The organism is Nostoc sp. CHAB 5836 (genome assembly GCF_020829445.1).
In the GTDB taxonomy this organism is placed as follows: Bacteria; Cyanobacteriota; Cyanobacteriia; order Cyanobacteriales; family Nostocaceae; genus Nostoc.
This window is the reverse complement of record NZ_JAIVFV010000038.1, coordinates 1-12,529: the sequence shown is the minus strand read 5'-3', so window position 1 is coordinate 12,529 and position 12,529 is coordinate 1. Positions and strand designations below refer to the sequence as shown.

Annotated in this window: 14 protein-coding genes; 5 read left to right on the top strand and 9 right to left on the bottom strand. The window is 38.9% G+C overall.

The features are described from left to right. Nucleotides 1-568: 568 nt before the first annotated feature. A complete protein-coding gene (locus tag LC605_RS10330; protein ID WP_229547461.1) occupies nucleotides 569-1,291 on the bottom strand; it encodes a carbonic anhydrase in 723 nt (240 codons plus the stop codon). A gap of 513 nt (nucleotides 1,292-1,804) precedes the next feature. Here LC605_RS10330 and LC605_RS10325 point away from each other — a divergent pair. The 4 genes from LC605_RS10325 (at nucleotide 1,805) to LC605_RS10310 (ending at nucleotide 6,199) form a co-directional block, all read left to right on the top strand. Beyond that, nucleotides 1,805-3,424 carry a tetratricopeptide repeat protein gene (locus tag LC605_RS10325; RefSeq protein ID WP_229547460.1) on the top strand — a complete coding sequence of 540 codons (1,620 nt, stop codon included), beginning with the start codon at nucleotides 1,805-1,807 and terminating at the stop codon, nucleotides 3,422-3,424. 404 nt (nucleotides 3,425-3,828) lie between these two features. After that, the gene (locus LC605_RS10320) at nucleotides 3,829-4,383 is read left to right on the top strand and encodes a hypothetical protein (RefSeq protein ID WP_229547459.1); all 555 of its coding nucleotides are present in this window, start codon (nucleotides 3,829-3,831) and stop codon (nucleotides 4,381-4,383) included. Nucleotides 4,384-4,588: 205 nt separating this feature from the next. Next, the gene (locus LC605_RS10315; RefSeq protein WP_229547458.1) at nucleotides 4,589-5,371 is read left to right on the top strand and encodes an ABC transporter permease; all 783 of its coding nucleotides are present in this window, start codon (nucleotides 4,589-4,591) and stop codon (nucleotides 5,369-5,371) included. Between the two features lie 99 nt (nucleotides 5,372-5,470). After that, entirely contained in the window at nucleotides 5,471-6,199 is a 729-nt protein-coding gene (locus LC605_RS10310; protein WP_229547457.1) for a hypothetical protein, read from the top strand. On the opposite strand, the gene urtE is transcribed toward LC605_RS10310, so the two are convergent. The 4 genes from urtE to LC605_RS10290 form a co-directional block, all read right to left on the bottom strand. Further along, entirely contained in the window at nucleotides 6,162-6,860 is a 699-nt protein-coding gene (urtE, locus tag LC605_RS10305; protein ID WP_229547456.1) for an urea ABC transporter ATP-binding subunit UrtE, read from the bottom strand. The two genes, LC605_RS10310 and urtE, sit on opposite strands and share 38 nt — an antisense overlap. A gap of 48 nt (nucleotides 6,861-6,908) precedes the next feature. Then, on the bottom strand, nucleotides 6,909-7,313 hold the full coding sequence (locus LC605_RS10300) for a type II toxin-antitoxin system VapC family toxin (protein ID WP_229547455.1): 405 nt from the start codon (nucleotides 7,311-7,313) through the stop codon (nucleotides 6,909-6,911). A gap of 17 nt (nucleotides 7,314-7,330) precedes the next feature. Next, the gene (locus tag LC605_RS10295; protein ID WP_229547454.1) at nucleotides 7,331-7,612 is read right to left on the bottom strand and encodes a hypothetical protein; all 282 of its coding nucleotides are present in this window, start codon (nucleotides 7,610-7,612) and stop codon (nucleotides 7,331-7,333) included. A 120-nt stretch (nucleotides 7,613-7,732) separates the two neighbouring features. Further along, nucleotides 7,733-8,605: a PIN domain-containing protein gene (locus LC605_RS10290; protein WP_229547453.1), complete on the bottom strand. Its 873-nt coding sequence runs from the start codon at nucleotides 8,603-8,605 to the stop codon at nucleotides 7,733-7,735. A gap of 130 nt (nucleotides 8,606-8,735) precedes the next feature. On the opposite strand from LC605_RS10290, the gene LC605_RS10285 reads away from it, so the two are divergent. Beyond that, a complete protein-coding gene (locus tag LC605_RS10285; RefSeq protein ID WP_229547452.1) occupies nucleotides 8,736-9,335 on the top strand; it encodes a Uma2 family endonuclease in 600 nt (199 codons plus the stop codon). A 38-nt stretch (nucleotides 9,336-9,373) separates the two neighbouring features. Here LC605_RS10285 and LC605_RS10280 read toward each other — a convergent pair whose 3' ends face one another. From LC605_RS10280 to urtC, 4 genes are all read right to left on the bottom strand, one after another. Then, nucleotides 9,374-9,556 (bottom strand): type II toxin-antitoxin system HicB family antitoxin, encoded by a 183-nt coding sequence (locus LC605_RS10280; RefSeq protein WP_229547451.1) that lies wholly within the window; start codon nucleotides 9,554-9,556, stop codon nucleotides 9,374-9,376. Nucleotides 9,557-9,963: 407 nt separating this feature from the next. Continuing rightward, the gene (locus LC605_RS10275) at nucleotides 9,964-10,578 is read right to left on the bottom strand and encodes a Uma2 family endonuclease (RefSeq protein ID WP_229547450.1); all 615 of its coding nucleotides are present in this window, start codon (nucleotides 10,576-10,578) and stop codon (nucleotides 9,964-9,966) included. Between the two features lie 73 nt (nucleotides 10,579-10,651). Beyond that, the gene (gene urtD / locus LC605_RS10270; protein ID WP_229547449.1) at nucleotides 10,652-11,398 is read right to left on the bottom strand and encodes an urea ABC transporter ATP-binding protein UrtD; all 747 of its coding nucleotides are present in this window, start codon (nucleotides 11,396-11,398) and stop codon (nucleotides 10,652-10,654) included. Continuing rightward, the gene (gene urtC / locus LC605_RS10265) at nucleotides 11,373-12,410 is read right to left on the bottom strand and encodes an urea ABC transporter permease subunit UrtC (RefSeq protein ID WP_229547448.1); all 1,038 of its coding nucleotides are present in this window, start codon (nucleotides 12,408-12,410) and stop codon (nucleotides 11,373-11,375) included. The genes urtD and urtC overlap by 26 nt, the downstream gene beginning before the upstream one ends. Between the last annotated feature and the right edge of the window lie 119 nt (nucleotides 12,411-12,529).

Genomic DNA, 12,529 nt, shown 5'->3' with positions numbered 1-12,529 from the left:
TTTAAGAAGTGTGAAGCGCTTTCTTATATTATCGGGCATTGGATACTTGTACTGCCCTGAAGAGCGGGACGCACTCGCGTTCGATAAACTCACCAAGCGCGAACGCGAGTGCGTCTGCTAAAGTTGTATTGCACATGGTTTCTCCTTGTCGCCCTGCTACCCATTCAGGAAATTGTTGGTTTTAATTGGAAATTAACCTATTTAGTAACTTTTCTTAACTCTGTTTTCCAAACTATTTAGTTATTGTATCTAGGGATACGCAATTATTTTTTATAAATAAGCGCTAACCTAATCAAACATGGCCGGAATATACTATACCTCCCTGGCAGGCGGCCTTGTTATATGGCCCCTGCTGGGTTTATTTATTATCAGCTTGGACAATACCTTGCTTTTAGGTTTTTATAAATTTTTTTGCGTTTGGGTTAGCGTAGCCTAATCCACACATTGTAATATAATACCATTTTCAAAAAATGAGCATTAAGATTATCAATAAAAAATATTTTTTATAATATATTTTTTTTGCGAGTTCATTAAGCTCAGAATTATATACCTAAAGAATGTGAGATTTTCAAGTAATAATGTTGACTTTACCAGTGTCAATATCGTAACAAGCCCTAACAATTTTTAGTTTACCTTGACGGAGTAATTTTGCTAAAATTGTCGATTTTTCTTGCAATTTTTCAGTCTGATATTGAATGTTGGCTATCACCACATCTTGCATATGATCACCCGTTCTGAACTTTACTCTTTCCACAGATGGTTTGATACCCTCAATAATCAAACCCATTCTGCCAGGAAGTGGTTTGTTTTTGATTGCTTCTGCAACTGCACCGCATCTTCTATGACCCAAAACCACAATCAACTGCGCACCCAATACTGCTGTAGAATATTCTAAACTCCCGATAACCGTGTCACTAACGACATTACCAGCAACTCGCACGACAAATAAATCTCCAAGTCCTTGATCGAAGACAATTTCCGCAGGTACTCTAGAATCTGCACAGCCCAATATGGCAGCAAAGGGATACTGAACTTTAGCAACTAATCGTAGATGTTCTAATGATTGATCGGGATATTTGCGTTTTTGATCAATAAATCTTTGATTACCATCCAATAAGCGTCTGACGGCTTTATTCGGACTGATTGGATTAGAGTTAACTGGGTGAATATCAGCAACAGCAGTTTGTTCTAGATTCCAAAAGCTATCACCAAAAGTAGTCGCCGCAATGCCTACTACACTTGCCAATTTTAATAAATCACGTCGCCCCAAAAATCCATTAATTCGACTCATCAATCTACCTGAAAACAACAAAGCTGTTTCCAATAAGATATCAGACTTAACCAAGATGTAAAGGTACTTTATTACACGGTTTAAGAGTCATTTAATCTCCACATTTTATGGTAATTTATAACTTATATAAGAATCGGAAATTGTTTTTGAAAAAATCTCAGTAGTCTTGTAGGGTCTGTTAGTACAACTTGACCTCTCTCCTAAAAGGAGAGAGGCTTTGAATCTTACTCCCCAACGCTAGTAGGGAAGGGGTTGGGGGTTAGGTCTGTATTGCACTAGACAACTATCTATTCACAGCGTATACTGAGAGAGCTTTTTTACCATTTCTCTGACTTTTCAAGCAGTCTCTTAATCCCATCTCGTCCTCTGCTATTTGAATATATTAAGTTAAATTAAGAATTATTGCAAAATAGTAAACAATTTTTGGGAATATCACCCAAGCTAATTAAAAGGTTTACGCCAACTAGATATATTAATAGAATAATCTCATTATAAAGATTCGCAGAAATATAAATGGACTGGATTACACTACTGCGATCGCTACAGTCTGATTTTATTAAAAGGTTAACATCTGGTTGTCTACTTCATTGTGAAACAGAAGGTCAATATAGTGAATTAACTATAATCTCTGGAGAAAGGTTAAAGGCACTACGGGAATTTTGCTGGCAGATGGCTGAGAAATATAAGCGGGTTTTACCAGTGCGTGATGTTTTTATTAGCTATCTCAAAGGGAAGTTGGGTGAGGAAGTTGTCAAAGAACGTTTAGCTGATTTTATTACGGAAGTCGATTATGAAAAGCGATTTGGGGGCGATGGCAATATAGATTTTACCTTGACTTCTGATCCGTCTATTGGTATTGAAGTAAAATCTCGTCATGGTCAGATTGATCGAGTAAGATGGTCAATTAGCTCTGAAGAAGTTGAAAAAAATGCAGTTGTAGTTTGCATTTTGATTCAAGAGGATGTGAGTGAAGCACAATCTGAGTATCACCTTTTTTTGGCTGGCTTTCTCCCAACCCGGATGATTAAGTTGAAAACTGGTAAAATTTCTTTTGGGATAGAACAATTACTATATGGTGGTGGTTTATGGTGTTATCTAGAGCAGTTACAATTTTCTCTAAATCATTCTTCTAGGCAACAACCACCAATTTCCAAATATCTCCCGAAACAGGAAATTTTATCTAAGCCAACTATTAATCAGGTTGTAGAGTATTCTTTTCAGCCTGAATATAGTGATGAATATTTAAATATATCTTACGTAAAACTGGGTGATAAATGTTTTGAAAAGGGAGAATATACAAATGCAATTACCAATTATAATCAAGCTTTAGAAGTTAATCATGGTGATGTTGATTTATATTATAAACGAGGTTTAGCTCACTATCAAATAGGAGATTATGAAACTGCGATCGCAGATTATTCTCAGGCAATCCAAATGAATATCCATGATGCTAAATCTTACAATAAACGAGGTCTAGCTCTCTATCAACTGGGGCGATTAGAAGAAGCAATTAATGATTATACCGAAGCTATTAGAATTAATCCTCATGTTGCTGTAGCTTATAAAAACCGGGCTGAAGCTCGTTCTCATATAGGAGATAATCAAGGAGCGATTGAGGATTATACCCAGGCGATTAAAATTAATCCTGATTATGCTGATGCTTATAAAAACCGTGGGATTGCTCGTTATTTATTAGGTTCTAAACCCGGATTTCCCCAAGCAATCAAGATTAATCCTCAAGATGCCATAGCTTATAAAAAACGTGGTAATGCTCGTTCAGATTTAGGAGATTTTCCGGGAGCAATTGAAGATTATACTCAGGCAATCCAGATTAATCCTAGTTATGCCGATGCTTATTATAACCGTGGTAATGCTCGTTCAGATTTAGGAGATTTTCCGGGAGCAATTGAAGATTATACTCAGGCAATCCAGATTAATTCAAATTATGCTGATGCTTATTACAATCGTGGCAATATTCGTTTAGAAATGTCAGATAAACAAGGAGCAATTGAAGATTTTGAAAAAGCAGCAGATATCTATCGTAAAGAAGGTAAACTTGAAGCACTCAAAGATACAAGAGAAAGAATATTAGATTTAGAAATAGAAGAATCATTAGATATTTTAAACTTCTAAACAATTGCTCAAGTGCCACATATTAGCCCCCTCTCGAAGAGCGAGGAGGGGGTTGGGGCAGGGCTATTTCATTCTCATCTAGCCCGCCTCAGAATTAATTCTGAATCTAATAGCGAAAGTAGTCTAAAGACTACTGAGAAAAGGTTATAGTCCGTTTTAACGGACTTTAGCTATGAGCCAGGAACTTCAGTTCCGGGTGGTTTATGTCTAGAATGAAATAGCCCTGGGTTGGGGGTAGGGTTCTACCAACTCTGGAAGTATCCCTGTGAAATGCGTAATTTGATACTCAAAATGGGTATTACAAATAAGTACTTTATAGGACTTACGCAACTGGCATATCATAAAGCTTTTATTTTTTGTGACACTTGCGTAAGTCCTACTTTAGATGAAATAGGTTTTTAAAGATGATTTTAAGCTTCAGAAATACTAGTGCTGTGTGTGCCGTATTTTTATTAGTCAGCGTTAGCAGCTTTCACAAGTCAGCCATAGCCACTATCAATAACCAGTCCAAACTGATAGCACAGCAGAGTAAAACCGAGTTACACCCAGTTTTTAAATCTATTCTGCCTAAATTAAAGCAAAAAACTCAAATTAAGATTTTATTGCCCAAGTTTATTCCTGAGTCGGATGGGGAAAATCCAATTTACGCAATTATAGAAACTGCTACGCAAAAGAAGTATGATATTTTACTGGGTTTCACTCCCGATTGTACTGGTGGAACTGCTTGTCGTTTGGGCGTTGTTTCTGCTGAAGCTGTAAGCCGGAAAACACCTCATCTTACTGGTAAACCTGTATCCTTAACTAAGGGCGTCACTGGCTATTTTGTGGATTTTACTTGTGGCGCTAATTGTTCAGATGCTACCTTGACTTGGAGACAACAGGGTGTGCAATATGTTGTTGGGTTGAAAGCAGGCGATCGCACTTCTTTGGTAAAAATGGCTAATTCTGCGATTAACTAATTCTGTGGGTTTAAGTTCCTTGAGCTTCTAATCACTTCTGGTAAATCCAGATGCATAAAATTTTTTAGCTTTCAACAAGAGATCCACAACATCTTAACGTTTAGCAATTTTCCTGAATAAAAAGTAATATTAAATTTCCGTAAAGTTATTGTGTAATCTTAGGAAATGTAATGACAGATGGACGGTTTTAAGTTATTGGTGCAATATGCAAAGATATTTGAAAGTACTAAGACTATTTTGGAGTGCTGCGATCGCAGCTGAGTTGGAATATCGGATTAATTTTTTTATAGCTACCCTCAGCAGCTTGGGAAATCTTGTCGGCAGCCTCTTTGGACTATTCTTGTTTTACCGCACTGGCTACACTTTTAGTGGCTGGTCATGGGAAGCAGCTTTAGTAGTTCTAGGAATTTTTACCTTACTGCAAGGATTTTCTGCGACTTTTTTGGCGTCGAATTTGAATCTGATTGTCCGTCATGTCCAGGAAGGTACTTTGGACTTTATATTATTAAAACCTATCCGCAGTCAGTTCTGGCTTTCCACCCATACCCTTTCACCTTGGGGACTACCGGATCTAATTTTTGGTAGTATTATTATTGGCTATGCAGGTAAACGCCTCGGTGTCGGGATAGACGGCTATCTACTTGCAGTGCTGCCATTATTCTTCAGCTTGGTGATTTTGTATAGCCTGTGGTTTATGCTGGGAGCGACGAGTATCTGGTTTGTCAAAATATACAACGCTACGGAAGTGTTGCGTGGTTTGTTGGACGCTGGAAGATATCCCATTGCCGCATATCCCACTGCTTACCGCTTTTTCTTCACCTTTGTGATGCCAGTAGCTTTTTTGACTACTATACCAGCCCAAGCGTTCCTGGGTCGGAGTGAAATTACCTGGTTGATAGGTGCGGTAATATTAGCAGTAGTGCTGTTTTTTGTTTCTACTTGGTTTTGGCGGTTTGCATTACGATTTTATACTAGTGCTTCGAGTTAGAGAGATATGAAAAGTAATGCTGTTTGCTATTAGAGTTTTTTAGGTATTTTTTTTATTTGGAAGGTTACGGGTTAGATTTCAACCTCGGTAAAATCTTTTATGGCATCTCAAATAGATATACATTTACCTAATGGAGTTTTAGAACGGTGGCAAAATGTGAAAACTTTTGTGGGCGGAAGTGTTAACTCGCTAAGTAACTCAGCACAACAAGTTGGCGAGTCTTTGAATACAACAACTGATAGAGCAATTGATCAGGTTACGACAACCTTAGAACAAAGTTGGCAAACAGCCGAGCAATTTAAGAGTACAACATCGGGAGCAGTAAAAACAGCATTGGCATCTTCTGCAAGTGATTGGCTAACACAACACCCGATATTTTTTCGGTTAGTTCAAATACTAGGTTGGGGGGCTAATCATCCAATTATTAGTGTAGTAATTCTGCTGTTTGGACTTGCTCTACTTTGGAGTATCATCAAAGCAATTGTCCGCTTAATTGAAACAGCTAGTTGGTCAATACTCCAAGTTCCGATAAAATTACTTCAGGCTTTGATTAAAGTTAGTTTTCTATCCTTAATTAAAGCTGGCAGTTTTGCTGTTCAACAAATCACAGGCGCTAAAAAAACTGATGACCTAGCAGTTTTGTTACCTGAAAATTTTCAACCAAATAAACAACAGCGATTAGCAGAAATTTCTCATCGTTTAGAAGCAATTCAAAAGGAACAAAATGAGCTTTTACAAGAAGCCGCAGACTTGATTGCTTCAGATACAATTGATATAGAAATACCAAAAATTAAACAGCTAAAAAACGTTGAATCACATCTTGGCTGAGTTCAGATGTGGAACCGGAGGCGACAATACCGCCTTTTTGCATGGCGTAATAGTAATCAGCCTGACGGACGAAATGTAAGTGTTGCTCTACTAATAAAACCGAAATACCTGTAGTTTCGACAATGCGACGGACTGCGGCTTCAATTTCTAGAATGATCGAGGGTTGAATACCTTCAGTGGGTTCATCTAAGACGAGTAGTTGAGGTTCTCCTATTAAAGCACGGGCGATCGCTAATTGTTGCTGTTGTCCTCCACTCAAATCACCACCCGTCCGCGAAAGCATAGTTTTTAATACCGGGAATAAGCTAAAAACTTCTTCTGGAATTTCTGCTTTTTTTACTGGTTTGCATCTAGCTTCCAACCCCAGCACCAGATTTTCTTTGACTGTCAAACGAGGGATAATTTCTCGTCCTTGAGGGACATAACCAATTCCTAACTTTGCCCTTTGGTCGGGAGATTTGGAGTTGATTAATTCTCCAGCTAAATTAATTGTACCACTGCGGGGTTTGAGTAAACCCATAATTGTTTTCAGTAATGTGGATTTACCTACGCCATTGCGTCCAATTAGGCAGATCATTTGCCCAGATGGTACGCTTAAATCTACATTGCGGAGAATGTGGCTTTCACCGTAGTAAACATTAAGGTTAGAGATTTTTAGCATTGTAAATTACGTAGATATTAAAATTTCACGCAGAGGCACAGCGCAGTGTTAGTCTGCTAACCCTAACAAACGAGTAAAACCTTCTTGCTCAAAGTGTTTATCAGTTGTTAATGCTTCCATAATTCCTTGCCTACGCATTAACACAAAGCTTACAGCATCACATAACGAATAGGTTTTATCCTGTCTTGCTAACAATAAATCTATTGCCTCTCGATGTAGTGGCTCATCAACCCATACAATTTGAACGTTTGAATTGTTGATAAGTTCAAGGCTGTATGACAGTACAATTGAACGGGAAAAGCCTCTAACTAATGCTAGAGCCACTAATTCTGCTAGAACACAGTTGTGCGTAAGCCGAGTTCTGGTTGTAGTAGCAATCAGTTCAACTGCCCTTTCATGTTGTGACTCATCTTTATGGAGAAAGCAGAGCAATCCTGATGTATCAAGCAGCATAATCTACATTCCAATGCTTAAAAGTCATTGGCGTAAGCTTTTGCCAAATCAGCATCAATGCTTTCGTTGTCTATACCTGTGAGATAACCCAAGCTAATTGCACCTGCATAACTAAGTAACCGTTGACGTTCTTCTTCTGGCTGAACTTCTGGTTGTAGCTTTGCACCAGGAAGAAGACCATGCTGTTCATCAAGAGATGTCACAATCAATTCTGCTACCGAAAGCCCGATGGCATCAGCTTGCTGCTGCAAAGCTGCATAGACATCATTACTTAATTCCAGTGTTAGCAGTTGGCTCATAAGAATAAACGATTTCAACTAAAGCTAGGGCAATTATAGCTTTTTTCCACAAATACTCGGTCGGGTGTGGGTGCATGGGCATTGTTAGGCTGCTGGAAGGCAATGTTAAAAGCATTTCAATTAATCCAAGAAATCCCCTGTGTCTAGCAATGCTCCACATCTTGCACAAACCAAATGCCAAGAGAGACCACCACCAAACTGAGAATGAAACCATCGTCCTTTATCGTCATTGAAAATATGTTCTTCTGCACTAGTGCAAGGCGATGAAGCATATCGGATCATTCGTAAACGGCTTTCAAAAAGATCAAATTCATCTGGAGGAATATCTTCAAGTTCTATTTTCTCTAATGCTTTATAAGGATCTATGTGGTAATAGACATTATTTTTGGAAAAAATGATGAGATTTTCATGAGGATCACGATTGTCCTTACTTGAAGAAAAATCTGTGTGATTGTCTGTTACAAAATGGAAATAATCTTTATTCTCAATTGATTCAGTTTCTTTAACCAAATTCTCGAATTGAAGATAGATTACAGTATCTGCAACTGAGTTTTTGCCTTTATGGCAAGGAGCTTTTTTTTCAAGAGCAATTTGAGCAGCATTTGCTAATATTTTAGTAGAACTAGACAATCTTATAGTGTTTCTGTGATCAAAAGTACTTTCGATTATTCTTAAGGCATTTACACCTTCTTTGCCATCCGATTTTATATTCTCATTAGCTTTATCTAAAAGAAGCAGAAAAGTTGAACGCTCCGAACCATCAAGATAATTTTGAATCTTTTTGGCATTATTGAGGTGACTTTTTAACGAGCTTGTGTATTTGCTAACAATAGTATCTTTGTTACGACTGTACTCTTCAACAGTTACGTTAGAAAGCAGTATTTTTAATTTATTTTGGTTAAGACCAGATAGAATACTCTTCAACAGAGGACGTGATTCTGGTTTTTGAGCTAAATTTAACCAAATACATGTATCGAAGAGAATATATTGCATGGTTACACGGTATAAACCAATTTTTCTGTATGCTATTATACTATAAAAATTGCATATTTAATTACTGACTGTTTAGCTAACTGGAATATATAGCTCATACTTCATAATATACAGATGCTAGACAAAGCAAATGACCAAAACCCAAAAACTACTGACCTTTGAGGAGTATCTTACCTATGACGATGGTACAGACACGCGCTATGAGTTGGTGGATGGAGAACTAGTTGAGATGCCACCAGAAAGTCAGGAAAATAGCGATCTGGCAAGATTTCTATTCGTTGAACTCCTAAAACGTTTTGCATTTTATTTAGTTGCTCACAAGGATACAGAAATTGAGGTGGCGGGACGAAGGGCAAGATGTCGTTTACCTGATTTAATGGTTCATACGGAAGAATCTTATGCTGCGCTTATCGGTGCTACTCGTGCTACTCTCACTCGTGATATGCCGCCGCCTGTTCTAATAATTGAAATTGTTTCTCCGGGAACGGCGAACCGTGTTCGTGATTACCGCTACAAGCGGACGGAGTATGCCGCTAGGGAAATATTGGAGTATTGGATTGTTGACCCACAGATGCAACAAATTACGATTTGCCAGTGGGTAGAGGGACAGTATGAGGATAAGGTATTTACAGGTGTGACTTGCATGGAATCAGTGGTAATTGCTAATTGGGTGCTAACAGTAGAGCAGGTGTTTAACAGCGTAAACCGACCAGAATTACCAAGCAAATAGAATCTTATTGAAAAATAAAAACTGGGATGCACTCCGCATCAAATTATGGTAAGTGGCAAACCGCGCTCGGCACGAACTTGTAGGCAGGCAGCTATCGCATCTTTGATATTCTCTACTGCTTCTTGCTTAGTCTGACCTTGACTGACACAACCCTGAATGCTGGGGCATTCTACTATCCATGCACCATCTTCATCACGGTCAACCGTTACATTGAACTTCATAGAACCTGATACACGCTTGTAACTATAGTATATAGCGCTTCTCGTTTGCGTGAGGTACACCCGTAACGGCACGGCAGTGCCCATTGGTGTCAACTTAACGTCAAACCGCATGTCCGCCAGGGATTGTAAATCCCTGTCTTATAGCTAAAGTCATCTGAAGATGACTAAAAATATCACCAAAAATCCCTAGTCTACTTCAGTAGACTTGCGCTATTAGTCAGGGAATTATATTCCCTGGCGGGTGAACAAGACCCCGCGATATAATGTTGTATTGCACCCAACTGAGAACCGCTATATCTAAGCCTTGTAGAGCTTGTAAGAGAGACCCCGACCCAAAACGTTCTGCCTGTAGAGACTCTTTACTTAAACCCCCAAAGTTCGTTAAAGCGATACGTTCAAAGCGAAATTTATAAAGCAGAATCAAAAATTTGTTGTGCTGTCAAGTTGATATCGGGGAATAAAGGCGATGCAATAAAATTATTTCCCCTAAACACAGTCATTTGATAATCTCCGTCAACTAATTCGCAAATTGTAATAGTTTTTTGTTTAGGATTATCAGTAAATCTCTTGCCACCGATCGCAGCATAGTCTACAATCCAATACTCAGGAATCCCCATCTCTTCATAATCCCTGAACTTGTCATAGTAGTCGTCTCGCCAGTTGGTGCTAACCACTTCAACAGCTAGTGGGATAGATGCAGCTTGAATAACAGTCGATTGCTTGCTCCACAGAGGTTCATTCACGAGATTGTCATGATTTAATAGCAAAATGTCAGGAGAATAGGTTGAGTTATTGCTCTGAATTTTGACAAAGGCAGTTTTGGGGATGCGAAACGGAAGTGCCATTTGCAAGAACTGGAAGGTTATCTGCGCCGCCAAAAATCCAACAACATTTTCGTGTTCACCAGTTGGGGGTGGCATTTCTACAATGACTCCTTTATGTAGTTCATATCGCGCCCCGTTTGAGGGGTACCACTCGATAAATTGTTCAAAGGTTACTAACTTGGGTATGGTTTGAGTCATAGTTACCACCTCCACATATATTTGACTTTACCATCGCTGCCCCTGGATTGTGCCGCAAGATAAGGGAGGTTTTTCATTCTTGCTGTTTTCCTAAATATACTTCAATCACACGAGAGTCATTTTGCACTTCCTCAAAATTCCCTTCGCACAGCACCGAACCTTCATGTAACACTGTTACTTTTTTGGCAATTTGACGCACAAATTCCATATCATGTTCAATTACTAAAATTGAATGACTTTGTGCGAGTGCTAAAAGTAATTCACCGATATTATAGGTTTCTTCATCTGTTAAACCCGCAACGGGTTCATCAACGAGTAATAAGTCTGGTGACTGTGCTACTAACATCCCAATTTCTAAACGTTGCTTTTCACCATGAGAAAGTAAACCTGCTATGATGTCAGCTTTAGGAGTTAAACCAATGGTTTCTAATAATCCTTTTATATTGTTTTTTTCAATAGAATTAGAAGGTTTAAACAAAGTAGAAAAGACATTTTTATTGCGGTTACTAGTAATTTCTAGATTTTCTCGGGGCGTTAAGTTCAGGTAAATTCGGGGTGTTTGAAACTTGCGCCCAATTCCCAATCTGGCAATTTTATGTTCAGGTAAAGAACGCAAGTTTTTACCTTTGAATAAAACTCGTCCTACAGTTGGTTGCACTTTCCCGGTAATTACATCCAGAAATGTTGTCTTTCCCGCGCCATTTGGGCCAATTACTACTCGTAATTCACCCACATCCATACTAAAGTTAAGCTGGTTTAGCGCCTTAAAACCGTCAAAAGTAACAGTTACGTTTTCAGTTTCCAATATTTTCGCGTTCATGTTGCACTTCTGGGTCTTTTTCCAAGGTAGGATATGTAGCAATTTGTTGGCGGCGGTGGAAAAGCGAAATATTCTGACTACGTAACCATCCCACTATGCCGTCAGGAAGCACTGTGACGACTATTAAAAATAGTGCGCCTTGGAAAAATAGCCAGATTTCAGCAAATTGTTCACTTAAAAAAGTGCGGGCATAATTGACTAATAAAGTTCCGATAATCGCCCCAATTAAAGTAGCGCGTCCGCCTACAGCGACCCAAATCACCATTTCAATCGAAAAGGCAATATCCATTGATCTGGGTGAAATAGAACCACTCTGAATGGTGTAAAATGCTCCTGCTATCCCTGCGATCGCACCTGAAACTGCAAACACCACCACCTTAAAATCTGTAGGGTCATAGCCAGAAAATCTTACCCGACTTTCATCATCCCGAATCGCTATCAATAATCTCCCAAAGCGTCCACTTGTCAACCAGCGACAAATCCCGTAGGTGGCGGCGAGAAACACTACGGTCAAAATGTAGAAAACAAATTGCGTTTTCGCATCGCTAACCGTTGCCCCAAACAAAGTTGTAAAATCTATCAGTCCGTTTGTACCGTTGAAAAATTGTTGTTGACCGTTAAAGAAGTTGAAAAATACAATAGTTCCGGCTTGGGTCAAGATAGAAAAATAAACTCCCTTGAGACGATTCCGGAAAACCAAATATCCCAATAATCCCGCCAATAACCCTGGAATTAGTACCACACCAGCCATTGTCAAAGGAAAAGAATAAAAAGGTTGCCAAAACGCGGGAAGTTCAGTAACTCCATAGAGCAACATAAAATCAGGTAATTCACCAGTAGGAACTTGCAGTTTTAGGTACATTGCGATCGCATATCCACCCAAACCAAAGAAAATACCATGTCCCAAACTTAGTAAACCAGTATAACCCCAAATCAAATCAATACCCAAAGCTGCGATCGCCAGCGATAAAAATCGCCCCAACAAATTTAGACGAAACTCCGACAGCACCATAATAAATAGTCATTAGTCATTAGTCATTAGTCATTAGTCACTTGTACTGCCCTTCTCTACGAGAGGCTACGCCAACGACTACGCTCAGGAACCGCGTACTCGAAGTATTAGTCATTAGT